Source organism: Methylobacterium pseudosasicola (genome assembly GCF_900114535.1).
Taxonomy (GTDB): domain Bacteria; phylum Pseudomonadota; class Alphaproteobacteria; order Rhizobiales; family Beijerinckiaceae; genus Methylobacterium; species Methylobacterium pseudosasicola.
The window spans coordinates 1-21,319 of the sequence record NZ_FOTK01000010.1; the positions used below are offsets into that span (position 1 = coordinate 1).

General features: G+C 68.2%; 14 protein-coding genes and 3 pseudogenes. 5 read left to right on the forward strand and 12 right to left on the reverse strand.

Annotated features, from left to right (window positions below):
- Together BM228_RS11950 and BM228_RS11955 are read right to left on the reverse strand one after the other, a co-directional pair.
- Positions 1-338 (reverse strand): annotated as a pseudogene (locus tag BM228_RS11950) (hypothetical protein); the annotation flags it as partial.
- Positions 339-368: 30 nt separating this feature from the next.
- Positions 369-920, reverse strand: a complete 552-nt coding sequence (locus tag BM228_RS11955; protein WP_139234084.1) for a hypothetical protein — start codon at positions 918-920, stop codon at positions 369-371.
- Between the two features lie 25 nt (positions 921-945).
- Between BM228_RS11955 and BM228_RS34640 the strand changes: the two genes are divergently transcribed.
- Positions 946-1,104, forward strand: coding sequence for a hypothetical protein (locus tag BM228_RS34640; protein ID WP_167367713.1), 159 nt, complete (start codon positions 946-948; stop codon positions 1,102-1,104).
- Between the two features lie 254 nt (positions 1,105-1,358).
- Here the strand turns inward: BM228_RS34640 and BM228_RS11960 are convergent, their stop codons facing one another.
- On the reverse strand, positions 1,359-4,523 hold the full coding sequence (locus BM228_RS11960) for a PAS domain S-box protein (protein WP_092040376.1): 3,165 nt from the start codon (positions 4,521-4,523) through the stop codon (positions 1,359-1,361).
- A 325-nt stretch (positions 4,524-4,848) separates the two neighbouring features.
- Here BM228_RS11960 and BM228_RS11965 point away from each other — a divergent pair, with 325 nt between their 5' ends.
- Both BM228_RS11965 and BM228_RS35335 read left to right on the forward strand, forming a co-directional pair.
- The gene (locus tag BM228_RS11965; RefSeq protein ID WP_092040378.1) at positions 4,849-5,862 is read left to right on the forward strand and encodes an HWE histidine kinase domain-containing protein; all 1,014 of its coding nucleotides are present in this window, start codon (positions 4,849-4,851) and stop codon (positions 5,860-5,862) included.
- 97 nt (positions 5,863-5,959) lie between these two features.
- Positions 5,960-6,424: pseudogene (locus tag BM228_RS35335) on the forward strand (IS3 family transposase); the annotation flags it as partial.
- A 42-nt stretch (positions 6,425-6,466) separates the two neighbouring features.
- On the opposite strand, the gene BM228_RS11970 reads toward BM228_RS35335, so the two are convergent.
- From BM228_RS11970 to BM228_RS12005, 8 genes and pseudogenes are all read right to left on the reverse strand, one after another.
- Complete coding sequence (locus BM228_RS11970; RefSeq protein WP_092040380.1) at positions 6,467-8,182, reverse strand: dipeptide ABC transporter ATP-binding protein; 1,716 nt, start codon at positions 8,180-8,182, stop codon at positions 6,467-6,469.
- Positions 8,161-9,009 carry an ABC transporter permease gene (locus BM228_RS11975; RefSeq protein WP_092040383.1) on the reverse strand — a complete coding sequence of 283 codons (849 nt, stop codon included), beginning with the start codon at positions 9,007-9,009 and terminating at the stop codon, positions 8,161-8,163. Before BM228_RS11975 ends, BM228_RS11970 begins: the two co-directional genes overlap by 22 nt.
- Positions 9,006-10,016: an ABC transporter permease gene (locus tag BM228_RS11980; RefSeq protein ID WP_092040386.1), complete on the reverse strand. Its 1,011-nt coding sequence runs from the start codon at positions 10,014-10,016 to the stop codon at positions 9,006-9,008. Before BM228_RS11980 ends, BM228_RS11975 begins: the two co-directional genes overlap by 4 nt.
- 41 nt (positions 10,017-10,057) lie before the next feature.
- Positions 10,058-11,713: an ABC transporter substrate-binding protein gene (locus BM228_RS11985; RefSeq protein ID WP_092040389.1), complete on the reverse strand. Its 1,656-nt coding sequence runs from the start codon at positions 11,711-11,713 to the stop codon at positions 10,058-10,060.
- Positions 11,710-12,969, reverse strand: coding sequence for an acyl-CoA dehydrogenase family protein (locus BM228_RS11990; protein ID WP_425284935.1), 1,260 nt, complete (start codon positions 12,967-12,969; stop codon positions 11,710-11,712). Before BM228_RS11990 ends, BM228_RS11985 begins: the two co-directional genes overlap by 4 nt.
- A gap of 13 nt (positions 12,970-12,982) precedes the next feature.
- Positions 12,983-14,083 (reverse strand): LLM class flavin-dependent oxidoreductase, encoded by a 1,101-nt coding sequence (locus BM228_RS11995; protein ID WP_092040394.1) that lies wholly within the window; start codon positions 14,081-14,083, stop codon positions 12,983-12,985.
- 494 nt (positions 14,084-14,577) lie between these two features.
- Positions 14,578-14,911, reverse strand: a pseudogene (locus BM228_RS12000) (transposase); the annotation flags it as partial.
- The gene (locus tag BM228_RS12005) at positions 14,912-15,505 is read right to left on the reverse strand and encodes a TetR/AcrR family transcriptional regulator (protein WP_092040397.1); all 594 of its coding nucleotides are present in this window, start codon (positions 15,503-15,505) and stop codon (positions 14,912-14,914) included.
- An 88-nt stretch (positions 15,506-15,593) separates the two neighbouring features.
- Here BM228_RS12005 and BM228_RS12010 point away from each other — a divergent pair, with 88 nt between their 5' ends.
- Together BM228_RS12010 and BM228_RS12015 are read left to right on the forward strand one after the other, a co-directional pair.
- A complete protein-coding gene (locus BM228_RS12010) occupies positions 15,594-16,853 on the forward strand; it encodes an efflux RND transporter periplasmic adaptor subunit (protein ID WP_092040399.1) in 1,260 nt (419 codons plus the stop codon).
- A gap of 122 nt (positions 16,854-16,975) precedes the next feature.
- Positions 16,976-20,170, forward strand: coding sequence for an efflux RND transporter permease subunit (locus BM228_RS12015; RefSeq protein ID WP_092040401.1), 3,195 nt, complete (start codon positions 16,976-16,978; stop codon positions 20,168-20,170).
- A gap of 146 nt (positions 20,171-20,316) precedes the next feature.
- Here the strand turns inward: BM228_RS12015 and BM228_RS12020 are convergent, their stop codons facing one another.
- On the reverse strand, positions 20,317-21,318 hold the full coding sequence (locus BM228_RS12020) for an SLAC1 anion channel family protein (protein WP_244537124.1): 1,002 nt from the start codon (positions 21,316-21,318) through the stop codon (positions 20,317-20,319).
- Position 21,319: the final 1 nt, after the last annotated feature.

Here is a 21,319-nt window from a genome sequence, read left to right on the forward strand (position 1 = left end):
ACGAATTCGGCGATCGGTAGCACGACGACGGGGACGCGCCCCGCGGCGGCCGCCAGCGCGACATCCCAGGCTGCAGCCCCGTCGACGGGCTCTGCAGGCACCACAAGTCCGACCGCGAGCGCCCCCGTATCGCCGAATCCGGCAGGCGCCGCTCCGAGCGCGACCGGCACTGCCCCGAGTTCAACCAGCACGACGAATGCGGCGAGCGGCAGCGCATCGGTCGGGACGCGCCCGGTCACGGCCAGTGCGACTGCAATCCCGGCGACGAGTTCCACCGTCCCGGCCGCGCAGGCCAGCGCCCCCGCGAGCTCGATCAACACGACCAGCTCGACCGGCACGGCGAGTCCGACCGCGTCCAACGTGGCAAGTCATTCGTCCACGGGCTCGACGAATACGGTCGCCGCGCCCACGCCCGCAAATGGCATGGCGAACACACCGGCCGCGGGATCGAATGCCGCGGGCTCCGCTGCCATCACCCCCGGCTCGTCCGGCACGGCGGCCCCGACCCCCACTGGTTCCGCATCTTCAAGCGGTACCTCCGCCATCACGACCGCGCCCGCCAACGCAGTCCCTGCCTCGGCGCCCAGCCCCACGAGCCCGGCTCCGACGGGCACGAACGGCGCGGCGACCAGCGCAACCGGGATCCCGACCACCCCGGCCGCGAGCATCAGTCCGACCAGCGCGCCGGCAAGCCCGGTCCAGCCTGCGGCTGCCACCGTCCCGACCAGCCCAACGGCAAGCGCGCCCAACGGCACCACCAGCACGGCACAGCCGGCGCTCGCCGGCCCGACGCGCTCGCCCACCGTCAGCCCGAGCCCGCAAGCGCTGACCGGCAATGCGCCTGCCTCGTCCGCCGCCACCCCGAGCCCGGTCAGCCCGACGAGCTTGTCGCAGCCCGCGACTGCGAGCGGGACAAGCACGCAGGGCTCAGCCGGGACTCCGGCGGTGAGCAGGGCTGCCAACTATCAGACGTTCTCCATTCCCGAGAGCCAGCGAAAGGCTGCGATCGCCATGATGGAGAAGTTCAACCATGCCGAACCCAGTCAGGCCGCGTCGACCAACTGGTTCACCAAGCTTTCCAATGTCCTGATGCATCTCTGGTAGGCGACGGGCGCGTTCGGCAAAAACCGCGAGGCTGCGCCTGGTCGCGACGCGCGATCGGGCGCAGCTCGGGCATCAGGACGCCGAACGCCGCGTGGATGTGTTGCCGCTTGGCGTAGCCTTCGAGGTGGACGACAGATGGCGTCGGGCCTCGCCCCGGGGCGCCCCTCGTCGCCCCGAGGCAACGAGCGTCTCAGAGGTCCCGTCGAACCCGAGCGGATCGTTTGACGGCGTCGCCAGTCGGCGCCGTCCTCGCTTCACGTCTCCGTCGTCAGCGCCTTGATGCGCGAGGCGAGGGTTTCCAGCACGAACGGCTTCGTCAGGACCTGCATGCCGGGCTGGAGATAGCCGTTCCCGAGGACCGCGTTCTCGGCGTACCCGGTGATGAACATCACCTTCAGGTCGGGCCGGCGCTCGCGGCCGGCATCCGCCATCTGGCGACCGTTCATGCCGCCGGGCAGGCCGACATCCGTGACCAGCAGGTCGATGCGCACGTCCGACTGGAGCACCTTCAGGCCGGCGACGCTGTCGGCGGCCTCGATGGCGGTGTAGCCCAGATCCTCCAGCACCTCGGTCACGAGCATGCGCACGGAGGGCTCGTCGTCCACGATCAGCACCGTCTCGCCCTGCTCGGCGCGGCCGACCTCGGCGAGCTTGTGGGCGACCTCGTCCGCATCGGCATCGCCGTAATGGCGCGGCAGGTAGAGGCAGACGGTCGTGCCCTCTCCGACCTCCGAATAGAGCCTCACCTGCCCGCCCGACTGCCGGGCGAAGCCGTAGACCATCGACAGGCCGAGCCCGGTGCCCTCGCCGAGCGGCTTGGTGGTAAAGAACGGCTCGAACACCTTGCTCATGAGCTCGGGCGACATGCCGGTGCCGGTGTCCGAGACGCAGACGCTGAGATATTGGCCGGGCGGCATGTCGTGCTGCCGCGCGCCGGCCTCGTCCATCCATTTGTTGGCGGTCTCGATGGTGATGCGGCCGCCATCCGGGATCGCGTCGCGGGCGTTGATGCACAGGTTCAGCAGCGCGTTCTCGAGTTGGCCCGGATCGATCAGCGCCGGCCACACGCCGGCCAGGCCGACCACCTCCAGCTGGATCGCGGGGCCGACCGTGCGGCGGACGAGATCTTCCATGTCCGTGATCAGGCGGTTCACGTTCGTGGGCTTCGGATCCAGGGTCTGGCGCCGCGAGAAGGCGAGCAGGCGGTGGGTGAGGGACGCGGCGCGCTTGGCGGCGCCCTGCGCCACCGTCATGTACCGGTCGAGGTCGGTCATCCGCCCCTGCGACATGCGGGTCTGCATCAGCTCCAGGGAGCCGGAAATGCCCGCCAGCAGGTTGTTGAAATCGTGCGCCAGGCCCCCGGTCAATTGACCGACCGCCTCCATCTTCTGGGACTGACGCAAAGCCTCCTCGGTTCTGGCGAGGGCTTCGGCCTGCCGCTTGGTCTCCGAGACGTCGCGCACGGAGGCGTAGATCAGGCCGTCGCGCGGCACCGCGTTCCAGGAGAGCCAGAGATAACTACCGTCCTTGTGGCGGTAGCGGTTCTCGAAGGTGAGCTGGGCCTCGCCCCGCGCCAGCCCGCTTGCGGCCGCCCGGGTCGCTTCGGCGTCGTCGGGATGGACGAAGTCGAGGAACGGGCGCGCCTTCATCTCGGCGTCGGTCCAGCCGAGCTGGGTCGACCAGGCCGGATTGAGGCTGACGAAGTAGCCGTCGAGATTGGCCACGCAGAGCAGGTCCGAGGATGCCTGCCAGATCTGGTCGCGCTCGGCGGTGCGGGCGGCGACTTGGCGCGCGAGCTCCGCCTCCGTCTGCTTGCGAATGGTCACGTCGTGGACGAAGACGTGGAACCCGTCGACACGGCCATCCACGGTCCTGCGGGGCAGGTAACGGATCTCGGCGACGCGGGGCCGGCCATCGCTGTGCGGCCAATCCAGCTCGAAGGTGACGGCCTCGCCCGCCAGCGCCCGGTCCATGAACGGCTTGCGCGCGGCGTAACCCTGCGGCCCGAAGAGCTCCCGGACGTCCCGACCCACAACCTGCTCCGACGGCACGGAGAACCACGTGTCGTAGGCCTTGTTGGCGAAGCGGTAGACGTGGTCCGCGTCGATGAAGGAGATCAGGACGGGCAACGCGTCGGTGATGAGGCGCAGCTCGCGCTCGCCGGCTTCGGCGCGCTGCTCGATCTTGCGGCGCTCGGTGATGTCCGAGAAGAAGATGGCGACGCGGTGCGCCGCCGGGTCGCCAGTCCGCAGCGCCCGCACGTCGAACCAACGGCCGAATACGTCGGCGTAGTGCTCGAAATGGGCGGGCTCGCCGGTGAGGGCGACGCGGCCATAGGTGTCGAACCAGTGGCGCTCCAGGGTCGGCGCGAACTCGCTCACCCACTTCCCGGTGACGTCGGCGCCGGTCTGGCGCACGAAAGCCGGGTTCGCCTCGACGATGCGGTAGTCCACGGCGGAGTCGCCCTCGAACCGCATCTCGATGATGCAGAATCCGACCTCGATGCTCTCGAACAGGCTGCGGTAGCGCGCCTCGCTTCCCTGGAGCCGGGCTTCGGCCAGCTTGCGGTCGTGGATGTCCTCGACGACGCCGTACCATTGGACGACGTCGCCCGCGTCGTTCCGGCGTGGGTAGGCCCGCGCCCGCATCCAGCGATGCTCGCCCTCGGCCGCGACGTAGATCCGGTAATCGACATCGACGGGCTCGCCGGCGGCGAGGCTGGCCCCGAACGCCGCCAGGGCGTGCGGAACGTCGTCCGGGTGCAGGGCCTTGATCCATCCGGCACCGAGGGGCTCGCCCGGCGCCTGGCCGGTCAGTTCGAGCCAGCGGTTCGAGTACGACGTGATGTTGCCCTGCGAGTCGGCGGTCCAGGGCACTTGCGGGTTCAGCTCGACGGTGTGCCGGTAGTGATCCTCGCTCTCCCGCAGGCGGCTCGCAGTCTGGCGCAGATCCTCGCCGGAGCGGTGCTCGGCGGTGCGGTCGCGCAGGACTTTCACGAAGCCGAGGTCGCGGCCACCCTCGTCGCGCAACGGCATCGTTTCGCCGGAGGACCAGAAGCGAGAGCCGTCCTTGCGGAGGTGCCAGCGCTCGTCGTCGGCGCGGCCCTGTTCCAGCGCCAGTCGCATCTCCGTCCCGGCGCGGTCGATCGCGTTGTCCTCGGGCGTGAAGATGCGCTGCAGATCGCGCCCGCACATCTCCTGCGCCGACCAGCCCAGGATGCGCGCGGCCCCGACATTCCAGTCGGTGACGAGCCCGTCCCGGTCCGTCAGGATTATGGCGAAGCTGGTGATGCTGTCGAGCATCGCCATCTGGCGGTGCCCCGGGCCGGACGACGGCGCGTGCAGGCGCAGGACCTCGGCCTCCAGCTCCTCGCGGGTGAGGCGGCTCAGGTCGAGGGGCATCGTGTCACGTATCGACATGCGCTTGCGATCAGGATCTGGGACACAGTGCGGGGCCGTTCCCGAGGTTCCGATTGCCGGCTTCGGAGTGCTGTATTCTCGTTATCGATGAAAGCAGACATCGGGAAGCACGTCGCACTGCCTGCTTCTCGGATCGACAAACTCCCGTCCCTGCTGCGGCGCACCGAGGACCGCGCACCGAGTCCCGCGCGACACTGGGACAGGACCGCGGCCTTCTCCCTCAGTGGACTTGCCGGAGGCGGCATGCTCCGGTTCCGCACGCTCGCCGCGCACGCGCGGCCCATTCCCGATCCGCAATCCGACGGACGAGCGTCAGGAGACTGTCATGCACGGCTCTCCAGATCCCCCGAACCGGGACGTCGACGCCGCCTTCCTCAGGGCCGCCGTCGAGGCCACCGGCGAGGCGATCCTCGTCACCTCCGCCGACCTCGCCGAGCCCGGGCCGCTGATCGAGTACGCCAACCCGGCCTTCACGCGCATGTCCGGCTACACGGCCGAGGACGTGATCGGGCGCTCGCCCCGCCTCCTGCAGGGGCCGCTGACCGATCGGCTCGCCCTCGACCGCATGCGGACGGCCCTGATGGCGGGGGAGCCGTTCCAGGGCGAGGCCCTGAACTACCGCAAGGACGGAACGACCTACGCGGTCGAGTGGCTGATCACGCCCGTTCTCGATGGGAACGGTCAGATCGCCCACTGGGTGTCGGCCCAGCGCGAGGTGACCGAGCGCCGGGAAGCGCTCGAACACCAGAAGCTGCTGGTCCGCGAGCTTCACCATCGGGTGAAGAACACGCTCGCCACGGTCCAGGCGATCATGAGTTCGACGGCGCGCGGAAGCGTCACCATGCCCGAGTTCCAGCAGGCTTTTGGGGGCCGGATCGCATCGCTGGCCAAGACGCACACGCTCTTGACCGAAGATCGCTTCCAATCCGTGCCGTTTCGAAACCTGCTCTGGGCCGAGCTGGAGCCCTATGACGATGGCGGTCAGACCCGGATCCGCCTGGAGGGGCCGGAGGTCGTCCTGGCTTCGGAATTCGCCGTGCCGATCGGCATGGCGGTGCATGAGCTCACCACCAACGCGGCCAAGCACGGCGCCCTGGCGGAGTTCGGCGGTCGGATCGAGGTCACGTGGTCCCTGGACGAGACGCCGGATGGTCCCCGGCTCATCTGGGTCTGGAACGAGCAGGACGGACCGCCGGTGGCCCTGCCCTCACGCGAGGGGTTCGGATCCCGGCTGCTGAAGCGCGTTCTGTCCGCCCAGGTTCATGCCGAAGTCGACATCGACTACGATCCCGACGGCCTGCGCGTGACCGTGAGCCTGCCTCTGTCATCGCCCTATTGAGAGGGCATCGCGGTGGGTATCGCGCTGCCCGCCACCTAACTGGCCGGCTCTGAACTGGGCTTTTTGAGAGGATCAGCCAGGACCAGAGGAGCCGGGGATGAAGCGAGGTCAGAAAGGGGGCGGGGAGCAGGTGCTGCTCAAGCTGCGCCAGATCGAGGTGCAGACGGCTCAGGGCAAGAGCTTGGCCCTTGCCTGCAAAGAGGTGGAGATGTCCGAGCAGCGCTAGGATCGCCGGCGCAAGGACTATGGTGGCCTGCCGGTCGATCAGGCACGCCGGATGAAGGACCAGGATCGCGGGAACGCCCGCCTGTGCTACTTCGTGACGGATTCGTCTGGAGAAGCAGGTGCTGACGGTCGTCGCGGCGGGACCCGAAGGGCAGCGCCAGCAAAACGTGTAGCCCCCGAGCGACGTCGGCAGGCGGTGGACGCGATCCAGGAAAAGTACGGCCTCTCGGCGCGTCAGGCATGCCGGATCGTCGGTCAGCACCGCAACACGCAATGCTACGGGCCAACAACGCGAACGACAGCAATTGGTTGTATGAGTTCCCTATCGAGGATCGCGCCGCCTCGCTGAAACCAGCCGTCATCGCGCGTGCCGCCGCGATCAGGCCGTCCGTGCCGCGTTCAAGGCCGGCCAGGATCGCGATTGAGGTGCTGGACGCGCGAGCCCGGAAGGGACCGCCGCCAGCAGCGCGGCTGTGTAGGCATGCTGCGGGTTGTCGAAGATGTCGGAGACGGCGCCCTGCTCGACGATGCGTCCGCGGTGCATGATCGAGACGGCGTGGGCGAGCTGGCGCACCAGGGCCAAGTCGTGGGACACGAACAGGTAGGTCAGGCCCAACTTCGCCTGCAGCGCGAGCAGCACCTCGACGATGTCGGCCTGAACGCTGACGTCGAGCGCCGAGGTCGGCTCGTCGAGCACGATCACGTCCGGCTTGAGGATCAGGGACCGGGCGATGGCGACGCGCTGGCGCTGGCCGCCCGAGAGGGCGTCCGGCCGGCGGGCGAGCAGGTGCTCGCCGAGCCCGACATCGGCCAGCGCCACGCGGACCCGCTCGGCCCGCTCCCGGCGGGTTCCGATCCCGAACCGGTCGAGCGGTTCGCGCACGAGGGACTCGACTTTCCAGGTCGGGTCGAGCGAGGTGAAGGGATTCTGGTAGACGAGTTGAAGGTGCCGGCGCACGGCCCGCAGGGATGCGTGCGACCGGCCAGTGATCGGCTCGCCGGCGATCCGAATGTCCCCGCTGTCGGGCTGCTCGATGCCGAGCAGCAGCCGAACCGTCGTCGTCTTGCCCGAGCCCGACTCGCCGACCAGCGCACGCGTGGTGCCGGCCGGGACCGTGAACGTCACGCCGTCGACGGCGGTCAGCGCCTTGCCGTCGACCGTAAAGGTCTTGGTGACGGCGGTGACCGCGATCTTCGGGGTCTCGCGAAGGCCGGCCTGGAGCCGACGAAAGCCGGTGCCGCGCAGGTCGGCGTAGCGGTCGGGGTTGAGCGCGGGGACGTCGGCGTGGAGCTTCCTGGCATAGGCGGAGGCCGGCGCGGAGAAGACGAGGGCCGTGCTGCCCGTCTCCTGGACGACGCCATCCTTGAGCACCACGAGCGAGTCCGCCCGCTCGGCGGCGATCGCCAGGTCGTGAGTGATGAGCAACAGGCTGATATCGAGATCTCGTCGCAACTGCGAGAGCAGGTCGAGGATCCTCTTCTGGATCGTGACGTCGAGCGCGGAGGTCGGCTCGTCCGCGACCAGCAGGGCCGGCCGTGGAAGGATCGCCAAACCGATCAAGACCCGCTGCAGCATCCCCCCGGACAGCTGATAGGGATACGCGTCGTAGACACGCTGGGGGGTGTCGAGCCCGACCTGTGCGAAGGTCTCCAGGATCAGCCGCTTGCGCAATGCCGTGTCCGGCTGGTCGAGCAGCGCGGCCGCCTCCTCCGCCTGTGCGCCGATCGTGCGAACCGGATTGAGGGCGTTGCCGGGATCCTGCGGGACGAACCCGATCGCCCGTCCGCGCAGCGGCCGGAACCGACGCTCGGAGAGACCCAGCACGTCCTGGCCGTTGAACTCGACCCGGCCCGTGGCGCGCCCGCCATGGGGGAGCAACCGCAGCACCGAGCGGGCGATGGTCGATTTGCCCGAGCCGGATTCCCCGATCAGGGCCAGGCTCTCGCCGCGGCGCAGTTCGAACCCCACGTCGGTGACGACCTCGTGAGGTCCGTAGGACACCGACAGGCCGTCCACCCGAAGCAAGGGCGGCGTCGGCCCGGGAAGGATCCCGGCGCGGGTGGGACTCGCGCTCAATCCGTCTTGCGGAGCCATCGGCTGATCCTGTTGACGGAGAGGACGGCCGCGATCGTGACGAAGGCGGGGGCGTACACGAGCCACGGCCATTTGAGGTAATCCTTGCCGGTCGCGATCAGCAGGCCCCAGTCGGATGCGGGTGGCGGGTCCCCGTATCCCAGGAAGGCAAGGCTCGCGATCACCAGGATCGACAGGCCGAATTGCAGCACCGCAAGCGCGAGCACCGAGCGCGACGCGTTCGGCAGCACGTGGTGCAACAGGATGTACCAGCGCGAGCCGCCTTGCAGGAACGACGCTTCGACGAAGGTCGCCTGTCGGGTCTTGATGACTTCCGCGCGCATCACCCGGGCGAAGACGGCAACCGCCGAGACGCCGGTCGCGATGGCGGTGTTCGTCGTGTCGAAGCCGAGCGCGGTGACGACGATCACGGCCAGGAGGAACCTCGGAATCGCCAGAAGGATATCGACCAAGCGGGCGAGCACGATGTCGACCCAGCCGCCGAGGAATCCGGCCAGGAGACCGATCAGGCCACCCACGATGACACCGATGACGACGGCGATGAGCGCGCTCGTCACCGAGGACGCCGCGCCGTAGACGACACGGGTGTAGAGATCGCGACCCAGATGGTCGGTGCCGAACCAGTGCGTAACGCTCGGACCGAGCAGCTTGTGAGCGGGGACGCCGTTGACCGGGTCCTGGCTCGTGAACAAGCCGGGTGCGAGCGACCAGGCGATCACGAGCGCGACGATCGCGAAGGAGAGAACGACGGTCGCCGGCAGCCGGAGGCCCGCCAGCCGGCCGGCTGCCGCCGCGGACGACGCCGCTGAGAGGGTGGCGACGCTCATCCTGTCACCGCCTGCAAGGTCGGCGCGGAGCTTTCATCCGCGGTGTTGGGCTGCTGCTTCGCGTCGCCGACGAGCCGCAGGCGCGGGTCCAGCAGCGGGTAGACCAGGTCGGCGATCAGGTTGACGAGCACGAACACAACTGCGGCCAGCGAGACGACTGCCTGCAGGACGGGCAAATCCTGCGCGGCCGCGGAACGCTGCACCAAGCTCCCGATACCCATGCGTCCGAACACCGTCTCGGTGATCAGCGAGCCGCCGAGCAGTTCGCCGATGGTGAGCGCGATGACGGTGACGACCGGCAGCGATGACGGCTTGAGGAGATGCTTGGCGAAGAGACGCGCCTGTCCGAGGCCGCGGCTGCGCGCGACCGCGGCGTATTCCTGCCGGGACTCGGTGTCGAGGTTGGCGATGAGCACTTCGGCGATCTGAGCGGAGATCGGGATACCGAGGGCGATCGCGGCGAAGAAGGTCGCCCAGGCGCTCTCGGGCTCAATGACCCGGAACAAGCCGAGCTGGAAGCCGAAGGTATGGATCAGCACGAGGCCGATCACGAAGTTGGGCACCGACAGGAACAGCGACGGGAAGGCGCGCAGCAAGCCTTGGCCGAACCGTTTCGAAAGGAACTGGGTGCCGTAGGCGATCACGGCGGCCAGCAGCAGCGCGACGGCGAGGCCCGATGACGCCAGCACCAGCGTCGAGGGGAGTACCTCGGCGATCAGGGTCGTCACGGGCCGGGTCGAGCGCATCGACAGTCCCAGGTCGCCGGCCAGGAAATGCGACAGGGATGTCCACAACTGGACCGGGATCGGCTGGTCCAGCCCCTGGGCGGCGACGATCGCTTTGATCTGGTCCTCGGTGAACCCGTTCTGCGGATCGCGCAGAACGTTGGTGATCGGGTCACCGGGCAGGATGCTGATGACGACGAATGTAAAAACATAGGTCAGCAGGATGACGATGACGGCCTGGGCGAGACGTTTCGCGGCATAGGTCAGGTATCGCTGTCTCATGCCGGTCGCCTCCTCACTCTGCTTGGGTGCAGCATCGTGGACTACGCGCTTCTCGCGGCCGTGTAGTAGCTGGCATAGGCGATGCCGTTGTATGTCTCGCCCTTGATCTTCGGCGATTGCACGTAGATGCGCTGGACGATCTGCGTGCGCGGAATGAAATATCCCTGCTCAAGGACGTAGCGCTGCAAGTCGTCGAGAAGCGGGTTTCGGATTTCGACGGATCTGGCGCCGGCAATCTTGTCCCGCAGATCGTTGAGCGTCGCGTCGCTCTCACCGAGGGCGAACCAGTTCTCGCCGTTATTGGCGTCGGTCAGGATGCCGGCCACGGTGCCGGCGTCGATGAAGCTGCGCGTCACCTCGTAGGCCGGCACAGCCGGGCCGCCGATCGTGACCTTCTGGCCGTACGTCACGACATCGTAGGCCCGGATATCGACCTTCCAGCCGATCCGGCCGAGTTGCTGGGCGATGAGCTCGTCGACGGATTTCGCGGTCGCAAGGTAGGGGTTGGAATAGAGCGTGAGCGACAGCGGCTTGCCGTCCTTGGTGCGGATGCCGCCCCGGCCTTTGATCCAGCCCGCTTCATCCAGAAGCGTCTCGGCCTTGCGGGGGTTGTAGGCGAGCAGGTCGCTGTGGTCGGTCGCTCCGGGCACGTTGCTCTGGATGAACGACGTCGCAAGCTTCCAGTCGGGGGTGTAGACAGTGTCGATGATCTCCTGGCGGTTGATGCCGGCCTGGAGCGCTTGACGCACCTTAACGTCGTTGTATGGCGCCAGCTTGGTGTTGATCGCCCAGCCGTTCACGAAGCCGAGATAGCGCGGCGTCGCGATCGTGAAGCCGGCTTCCTTCAGGGACTTCAATTCCTGCGGAGAGGCGCTGTAGGCGATGTCGGCCTGGCCCGACTGGACGGCGGAGACCCGCAGGGATGGCTCGGTCACCACCTTGTAGGTGATCGAATCGAGGTGGGCCGGGCCGGTATGGCCGACCGCCGCCGGACCCCAATTGTAGTCCTTGCGCTTGATCAGCTTGACGAAATCGCCCTCCTTCCAGGCCGCGACCAGATACGGCCCGCTGCCGGAGGTTCTGGCCAAGTCGGCCTGTTGCGCGACTGGCTGCGCCAGGGTCTTCGGGGAGATGAGGATCGAGCCGTGGTAGCCGAGCGTCGGGATGAAGCCGAGCGTCGGCGCCTTGAAGACGACCTTGACGGTCGTCGGGTCGACCGCCTCGGCGTGGTCGTAGGTCTTCGGAAACAGGCCGATCGGGTTGATGCCCTCTTTGATGCGGCCGGCGTACCAGATGTCGAGGTTGGCAACGACGGCCGATGCGTCGAGCGGCGTGCCGTCGGAAAACGTCACCCCATCCTTGAGGTGAAGGGTGAATTCCGTGGCGTCGCTGTTCTGTTCCCAGCCGGTGGCAATCCACGGACTGACCTTGCCGTCGGCATCGACGTAGGCGAGCTTATCGGTCACGTGGCCCCAGACGTGGCCCTGAAAGCTGGAAATCGCGCTGTTGTTCGGAATCCAGGTCGGCCCGAGCGAGTCGATCAGGAAGACGAGATCACCGCCGTCACGGAAGCCGCCGGGGACGGCCGCGTTGGCGGCCAAGACCGGCAGCCGCAGCGCGCTTGTCGCCGCCAGCGCGGCGGTGGCCGTCAGCAGGCGGCGACGGGACGGGGGGAGCCGGACGCCATGGGCGCTCATGACGAAATCCTGACGGTGCGGGCTGCGCCCTCGTGGGGCAGCCGCGACGGGGGCTGCAGATCGGCGAAGGTTGGTTCGTCGGCGGCGACGGCGGGCTGCCTGCGCTCCTTCCCGTGCGGCACCGCCGCGGCGTCGGCTCGCGCGGAGAAGGCGGCCCTGCCGAGAATCCCGACCACGGTGTCTTCCTGGGGGGCGTGCACCAGCACGGACTGGATGTCGCGAAAATGCCGTTCCAGGCCGGTCGTGACGCTCAGGCCCGGATTGCCGAGCGCGCCCACGGCGAGCTGTACCGCCTGCCGGAGTTGCCGCCCGGCCAGGAGGCGAGCCCGCAGGAGCCGCTCCGGCTCCCCCGCTTCCTGATCGAGCGCGTCGAAGATCAGCTGGCGCGCCCCGCCGATCAGCAGGTCGATTTCGCCCGCGAGCGTCACGAAGCGTTCGGTCCGGGCGATCGGATACCCGAGATTGGCCGGGACGCGGCCCTCGGCGAAGGCGAGAAACCCGTCCTGCGCCGCTTCCGCGACGCCGAGATAGAGCGCCGTGAGGACGAGCGTGACCGCCGCGTGCGCGCGGTTGTCCTGTCCGGCGTCGTCCGCGCTCGTCATGCCGATCACGTCGTCGCGGCCGACCTCGACCCCGTCGAAGGCGACGTCGTGGGAGCCGGACGCCCGCAGGCCGAGGCTCTTCCAGGTCTCGATGATGCGGATGCCCGGCGTGCCGGCCGGCACGATGAAGGTGCCGACCCGTTGCGGGGTCTCGTCCGTGCTCGCCCAGACGAGGAAATACGAGAGTCCTTCGCAGCCGGTGACGAAGCGCTTCGTGCCGCTGATCGACCAACCGCGGGCGGTGCGGCGGGCACGCGTCTGCGGCAGGCCGCCTCGCGCCGGCGAGCCGAGATCCGGCTCCCCGCGCGCGGCGTTCAGAAGGACAGGTCCGCGCCCGCTCTCTGCCAGCACCCGCCGGTAGACCTCCTCGGGCCAGTGGTTGTGCTGCGCCTGGTTCAGGTGGCTGCTGAGCGTCATCAGGCTGATGAGCGCGACCGAGGGATCGCCGCGCCCGAGGGCGGCGATGAGCCGGGCGACGTCGCCGAGCGGAAGGGCGCGGCCGCCGTAGCGTTCCGCCACCGTCAATTCGAGCAGACCGGCCTCGTGAACCGCGCGGATGCCCGCGCGCGGGAAAGCGGCGGCGGCATCCGCCGCGGGCGCCGTCGCGGCGAGGGTCTCGACCACGCCGGTCAGATCGATCCCCGCGACGTGCAATCTCGCCCCGCCGTCACGCATAGGCGCGCGTCTCGACGGTGCGACGCGCAAGCTCGCTCCGAACGAGCGGCAGCACGTAACGGCCGTAATCGATCGCGTCGTTGAGATTGTCGTAGCCGCGGATCGAGATCAGCTCCGCGCCCAAATCGACGTAGTCGAGGATCGAGGCGGCGATGGTTTGCGGCGAGCCGACGAGGGCGGTGGAGGCGCCACTCGCATTCGTCGCCGTGACCGTCGGATACCACAGGGCCCGGTCATGGACATCGCCCCGGGCGGCGATGTCGAGCAGGCGCTGCGAGCCGACATTGGCGGGGGGCGCAGCCGTCGGCGACACCCGGCCGAGACCCTGCGCCCGGTTCGCCGTGAGCGCGTCGAGGGTCCGGTGCGCTTTCGCCCAGGCGAGCTCGTCGGTCTCCGCAACGATGGGCCGGAAGGTCACCCAGATGCGCGGGCGGTCCGCCCGTCCGGCCCGCTCCGCTTCTGCGTGGATGCGCGCGATCTGCTCTCGCGTCTCGGCGAGCGGCTCGCCCCAGAGGCCGAAGATGTCGGCGTGGGCCCCACCGACCCGGTAGGCCGCATCGGACGAGCCCCCCACCGAGACGGGAATCGTCCCCGCATGCGGCCGCACCGCGTTCCGGAACTGTTTGAACTGGTAGTACTTTCCGGAGAAATCGAACGGCTCCGCCGAGGCCCAGGCCCGACGCAAGATGCGGATGTACTCCTCGAGCCGCTCGTAGCGCTCTTCCTTCGAGAGGAAGTCACCTTCGCTCGCCTGCTCCGCGTCGCTGCCGCCGGCGATGAAGTGGACGACGACCCGACCGGCGCTCAACTGGTCCAGCGTCGCGAGCGCCTTGGCCGCCACGGTCGGGTAAAGCGTGTTCGGGCGCAGGGCGACGATGATCTTGATGGTCTTGGTATGCGCCGCGATCGTTGCGCCGATGGTAAACGGATCGAAAGACGAGGAGGCGTAGGGGACCAGCGTGTAGTTGAAGCCGTAATCGTCGAGAGCGCGGGCGTAACGGACGAGGAAATGTGGATCGATGGCGGGGTCGCGCACGGGGTTGAGTTCGTTCGATGGGTTCGTGAACGTCACGCTGATGAATTCGGTCGCCACGTCTGCTCCGCAGCCGAAGTAAAAACGACTCCAGATTACATATGTCGTCATCAGGGATAAAGATTTTGTTTTTTTGATTTTAAGCTCTGGGAAAGATTTAGTTTCTATAATTTCTGGAATAGGTAGATTGAGTGTCCATTGCCCGCTCGAGAGTCGAGCCGATCGCGTTGCAATTCTGCTCGACTCCAAGTCCTCGATTCAACGCGTTTGCTGACGCTGAACCGGCATCCACTTCGGCGGCGGGCGCTCTCGAACCCAAACCAAGCCAAGGCCCTGCCTATGGTCTGGTTTTGTGATTCACGGCAGTCGCGTTTGCCGCACGCGCGATACGTAAAAATGGCTCAACAGCTGCCGTCCGCTTTGAGGAGCGGATTTTAAGATCTTGAATGACTTGTAGGGGTGCCAAGTGGATGGTCGGATCAGGCTACGGCTGCCGAGCCAGTCGTCCAGATCGCCCACGACGTGTAAGCTGGGCTGGTGATCAGGTCCTGGGCCTTGAGCAGGCGGTTCTCCAGGACGAGATCGGCCCCGACCTCCTTCAGCGCGCCCGCCTCGCGACGCAGATCCTTGACTTCGTCGGCGGTGGCGGCGCGGGCCGTGTCGCCGGCCAACCGCTTCTTGCCGGCTTCTAGGAACTCCTTGGACCAGCCGGAATCCATCAAGTTGGCGATGCCCTAGCGCCGACATAGCCCGGCGATGCTGTCCTCACCGCGCAGGCCTTAGAGCCACGATGCGGATCTTCTCCTCGGACGAAAACTGCCGGCGAGTGACCCGGCGGATGGCCTTGACGGCGGCGAAGGCCGCCCGGAAACCCCATCCTCGGATCAATCAAGCGTTCCCGGTGAAGGCACCAAGCGAGACGCGAGCCACCTCCCGCAGGGCGTCGCGGTTCGCTCCGGATGACGCGATGACGCCCATGCCGGAGGCGACCGTTGAGAGGAATCGGGCCAGCGCCACTGGGTCGGTGTCTTCGGGAAGATCACCGTCCGCCTTCGCCTGGACGAAGCGTTCGAGGAGTTCCGTCTCCGTCTGCGCCCGGCGCGACGCCAATTCGAACGGGATGTTCTCCGAACCAGCGCCGCAGGCAAGGCCGCCCTGGACCAGGAGGCAGCCGGGGGGATTGGCCGGGTCGGTATGGCTCTCGGCAATGCTGCTCAAGAAGCGTTCCGCCACGTCACGCGCCGTGGGGCCAGCAAGCACGTAGCGCATGTGTTCGGAACGCCTGAGAGCGTAGCGGTCGAGTGCGGCCTTGAGCAGGCCTTCCTTGCTGCCGAAGGCGGCGTAGAGACTGGGGGCCTTGATGCCCATCGCCTTCGTCAGCATGGCAAGGCTCGCCCCGTCGTAACCGTGGCGCCAGAACACCTCCATCGCCTCGTCGAGGGCTTTGTCCATGTCGAAGGACCGGGGCCGCCCCATCACCATTGTCTGCTGGCTCCAACTTTTATAACGAGTGGTAGATAAGTCTCTTGACGCCCGGCGTCCATGCCGACATGTGTAGCGCGCTCTACAGATGTCGGAGTCGGTCGTGAACCCTGCGCATCACCCTTCCCATGCCCGCTCCGGTCTCCGGCGCAGTCTCGCTACCGGCGTTGCCCTCCTTCTGATGGCAGCCGCATCCGTCCAGATCCTCCCAGCGCTGACGACCCGCGGGCCGGAGGCAACCGCCGCGCCGGCACCGGCCGAGCAGGCGGTGCCGGTTCCGGTGGCCACCGTCGCGCTCCGGGCGGTCGCGCTCTGGGATGAGTTCTCCGGTCGCCTGGAGGCCGTCGACCGGGTCGACGTCAGGGCGCGGGTCGGCGGCGCGATCCAAGCCACGCACTTCACGGAGGGCGAACTCGTCAAGCCCGGTGACCTGCTGGTGACCATCGACCCCGCTCCCTATGCCGCCGAGGTCCAGCGACTGGAGGCGCAGGTCGCCGGCGCCGAGGCGCGCGTCGCCCTGACCTCGAGCGACCTCGAACGCGGGCAGCGGCTGTCGGACCAGCATATCGTCACGGCCCGCGACCTCGACGTCCGCGCCAACGCCTTCAAGGAGGCCCGGGCGAGCCTCGACGCAGCGAAGGCGATGCTGGAGGCAGCGCGGTTGAACCTCGGCTACACCGAGGTCCGGGCGGCGGTTGGCGGCCGCGTCGGCCGCCGCGAGATCACGCCGGGCAATCTCGTCGCCACCGGCGCGGGCGCCGCCGTGCTGACGACCCTCGTCTCGGTCGATCCCGTCTACGCCAGCTTCGACGCGGACGAGACTGTCGTCCTCAAGGCCCTGGCCTCCCTGGCCGACCCCTCGGGCAAGCGCGGCAGGCTCGACCGCATCCCGGTCGAGATGCGCACTGTCGACGGCGCCCGCGCCCAAGGGCACCTTCAGTTCATCGACAACAAGGTCGATACCCGCAGCGGCACTATCCGGGTCCGCGCGAGCTTTGCCAACGGTGACGGGCATCTCATCCCGGGCCAATTCGCCCGCATGCGCCTCGGCCGGGCTGTGCCTGAATCGCTGCTGCTCGTGGACGAGCGCGCGGTCGGCACGGATCAGGACAAGAAGTTCGTGCTCGTGGTGGGCGCGGACGACCGCGCCGAGTTCCGCGCCGTCACTCTCGGACGGTCCGTCGATGGCCTCCGCATCGTGACCTCGGGCCTGTCTGACGGCGAGCGTATCATCGTCAACGGCTTGCAGCGGCTCCGGCCCGGCATGCTCCTGCGGCCGGAGCCGGTCGCCATGGGCGCCCGGCCCCAGGATCCCGCGCAGGCCCCGCGCCAGCTCGCCGGGCGCTGACCGGCGGCGAACACCGTCCGATTCCCGATCCATCTTCGTGCACGGCGGCCGCTTCGCGACCGCTCCCTCCCCCCGCGAGCGGTCCGACGCCGCGCGATCTCTCTCGCCCCCAGGAGGGCGGCATGAACCTCTCGAAGTTCTTCATCGACCGGCCGATCTTCGCGGGTGTGCTCTCGGGGCTCATCTTCATCATGGGCTTGATTTCGCTCTTCGCGATGCCGATCTCCGAGTACCCGGACGTGGTGCCGCCGTCGGTCGTCGTGCGCGCGACCTTCCCGGGCGCCAACCCGAAGGTCATCGTCGAGACGGTGGCGACGCCGATCGAGGAGCAGATCAACGGCGTCGAGGGCATGCTCTACATGTCGAGCCAGGCCACGACGGACGGCATCATGACGCTCACCGTCACGTTCCGCCTCGGCACCGATCCCGACAAGGCCCAGCAGCTTGTCCAGAACCGCGTCTCGCAGGCCGAGCCGCGCCTGCCGGCGATCGTGCGCCAGCTCGGCATCGTCACGGTGAAGTCGTCGCCGGACCTGACCATGGTCGTGCATCTCGTCTCGCCGAACGGGCGCTACGACATGACCTACCTGCGCAACTACGCGGTTCTGAACATCAAGGACCGGCTTGCCCGCCTCGATGGCGTCGGCCAAGTGCAGCTCTTCGGCTCCGGCGACTACGCGATGCGCATCTGGCTGGATCCGCAGAAGGTCGCCGAGCACGGGCTGTCGGCCGGCGACGTCGTGCGCGAGATCCAGGCCCAGAATGTCGAGGCGGCGGCCGGCGTCATCGGCGCCTCGCCGGCGATTCCGGGACTCGACCTCCAATTGTCGCTCAACGCCGAGGGGCGGCTGACCAGCGAGGAGCAGTTCGGCGACATCGTCGTGAAGTCCGGCGCCGACGGCGAGATCACCCGCCTGCGCGACGTTGCCCGCATCGAACTCGGGGCCTCCGACTACGCCCTGCGCTCGCTCCTCGACAACAAGTCGGCCGTCGCCGTGCCGATTTCCCAGTCGCCCGGCTCGAACGCGATCCAGATCTCCGACGAGGTCCGCCGGACCATGGCGGAGATCAAGCGAAACATGCCCGAGGGCGTCGACTACGAGATCGTCTACGATCCGACGCAGTTCGTGCGCGCTTCCATCGAGGCGGTCATTCACACCCTGCTGGAGGCGATCGCCCTCGTCGTCCTCGTGGTGATCCTGTTCCTGCAGACCTGGCGGGCCTCGATCATCCCGCTCCTGGCGGTGCCGGTTTCCATCGTCGGCACCTTCGCGGTGATGCATGCCTTCGGCTTCTCGATCAACGCGCTCAGCCTGTTCGGCCTCGTGCTCGCCATCGGAATCGTGGTCGACGACGCCATCGTGGTTGTCGAGAACGTCGAGCGGAACATCGAGAGCGGCCTGTCGCCCCGCGAGGCCAGTTACCAGGCCATGCGCGAAGTCTCCGGCCCGATCATCGCCATCGCGCTGGTGCTCGTGGCGGTGTTCGTGCCGCTCGCCTTCATCAGCGGCCTGACCGGGCAGTTCTACAAGCAGTTCGCCCTCACCATCGCGATCTCGACCGTCATCTCGGCGGTCAATTCGCTGACTCTCTCGCCGGCGCTCTCCGCGCTTCTCCTCAAGGACCATCACGCCCCGAAGGACCGCCTGACGCGGATCCTCGACACCCTGCTCGGCTGGTTCTTCCGGCGCTTCAACCGTGCCTTCGGGCGGGCCTCGGACGGGTATGGGCGCGGCGTCGGTATCGTCGTCTCGCGCAGGGCGACGATGCTGGTGCTCTACCTCGTGCTGGTCGGCTTGACCGTGGTGCTGTTCCGCCAGATCCCCGGCGGCTTCGTACCGGGCCAGGACAAGCAGTACCTCGTCGGCTTCGCGCAGCTTCCCGACGGTGCGACCCTCGACCGGACCGAGGAGGTGATCCGCCGCATGAGCGAGATCGCCCTGAAGGAGCCCGGCGTCGAGAGCGCCGTCGCCTTCCCGGGCCTCTCCATCAACGGCTTCACGAATAGCTCTAACTCGGGGATCGTGTTCTCCACCTTGAAGCCCTTCGAGGAGCGGCGGTCGCCGACCCTGAACGGCGCCGCCATCGCGCAGTCGCTGAATCGGAAATACGCCGCGATCCCAGAGGCATTCATCGCGATGTTCCCGCCGCCGCCCGTGAACGGCCTCGGCACCATCGGCGGCTTCAAGCTCCAGATCGAGGACCGGGCCGGCCTCGGCTACGAGGCGCTCAACGAGGCGACCAAGGCCTTCCTCGCCAAGGCGGCCCAGGCGCCCGAGCTCGCCGGCCTGTTCTCCAGCTTCCAGATGAACGTGCCGCAACTCTTCGCCGATATCGACCGGACGAAGGCACGCCAGCTCCGCATTCCGGTGACGGACGTCTTCGACACGCTGCAGATCTATCTCGGATCGCTCTACGTCAACGACTTCAACCGGTTCGGCCGGACCTACTCGGTCAGGGTCCAGGCCGACGCGCCGTTCCGCGCCCGCTCGGACGACATCGGGGCGCTGAAGGTGCGGGCCGGCTCCGGCGAGATGGTGCCGCTCGCAGCGCTCCTGCGCGTCCGGCAGACGGCCGGCCCGGAGCGCGCCATGCGCTACAACGGCTTCCTCTCCGCCGACATCAACGCGGGCGCGGCGCCGGGCTACTCGTCGGGCCAAGCCCAGGCCGCCGCCGCCCGCATCGCGGCCGAGACGCTGCCGCGCGGCTTCGCCTTCGAGTGGACCGACCTGACCTATCAGGAGTTCATCGCGGGGAACTCAGGCGTGTGGGTGTTCCCCCTCGCCCTGTTCCTGGTCTTCCTCGTGCTCGCCGCCCAGTACGAGAGCTTGGCGCTGCCGCTGGCCATCCTGCTGATCGTGCCGATGGGCCTGCTCGCGGCGATGTTCGGCGTCTGGCTCTCGGCGGGCGACAACAACGTCTTCACCCAGATCGGCCTGATCGTCCTCGTCGGTCTCTCGGCCAAGAACGCGATCCTGATCGTGGAATTTGCCCGCGAACTGGAATTCGCCGGCCGCACGCCGCTCCAGGCCGCCATCGAGGCGAGCCGCCTGCGGCTGCGCCCGATCCTGATGACGTCGATGGCCTTCATCATGGGCGTGCTCCCCCTGGTGACGGCCACTGGCGCCGGCTCGGAAATGCGCAGCGCCATGGGCGTCGCCGTGTTCTCCGGCATGATCGGCGTCACCGCCTTCGGGCTCTTCCTGACGCCGGTCTTCTACGTCCTGCTGCGCCGTCTCTCCGGCAACCGGCCCCTCAAGCACCACGGTGGTCCCGTACCCGTCGTCCACCAGGACCCGCTTGTGGAGGCGGCCTAGCGATTCTGCGATCAGATGTTCGGTCCCGGCATGTGATTGTCCGTCCCCGAACAGGCGGTCCAACGAAGCCGACAGCCCGTTACCGGCCTGCCCCTCACGCCTTGATGCGGGTCACGCGTCCTGAGGGGAACGGCGCATCGCGCCCGTCACGTGCTCAAAGCGCGCAGCTCGCCGCGCAGGATGCCCGCCAGCGTCCGTGTGCCGAGGGCGCCGATGAGGATCGTGGCGAAGGCGAGCAGCCCCAGGGCGAGGGCATCGGCGGGGGCGGCCTGCCGGAAGGCCGCGTAGCGCAGAGCGGCCACCGCCGTGGCGGCCGCCGGGAAGCTCACCGCCCACCACGAGACCCGGAAGGGGCAGCATCGCGGCAAGTCCCTCAGGACGCCGACGAGGACCGCGAAGACGAACAGGCCGATCAGGAACAGACCCTCGGCCAAGGCATCGATCCGGCCGAGGGTCGCGACGAGGCTGGAGAACCCGACCGTGAAGGGGGCGACCAGGATCAGCAGCGTCGGGCGCATCGCCGGGGCGAGGGGCTCCTCGAAGGCGAGGCGGGCGAAGATGAGGGAGAAGAGCGGGACCGCGAAGAACAGGCCGATGCTGAGGGCGAACAGGCTCGGGGTCTGCGTGTACGGCAGGTCGAGGGCGGGCATCGCAAGCGGAACGTCGAGGAGGCCGACGACCGGTACGATCCAGGCCGGTGTGGCGTGGGCGACCTGCTGGCGGCTCGTCATCCAGCGGCTGACGATCAGCCACGCGAACGCGACCATGCCGATCGCGGCCATGATCCACATCGCCTTCGCCACGAGGGGATTGAGGCGGACCAGGACGAGGGGCAGCAGCAGAAGACTGATCAGGACCGTGCCGAACAGATTGCCCGCCACGGGGTGGCGGAACTCGGCCACGACGCTTGGCCAGGCCGTCACTGCCTTGGTGACGTAGGCGAAGGCCAGGGCCAGGAAGGTGGCGAGCGCGATCCAGCCGATCGCGTCCGCGATGAGCTCCGGCACGCCGTAGCGGGCGGCCGCCAGCCGCCACGCCGCGCTCAGCCCGGTCAAGCCCATCACGGAGCCGAACAGGGCCACGGGAAGGTACTCGAAACGCGGTCCAGGCTTCCACCGTGTCGTGGGCGAGGCATGCGTCGCGAGCATC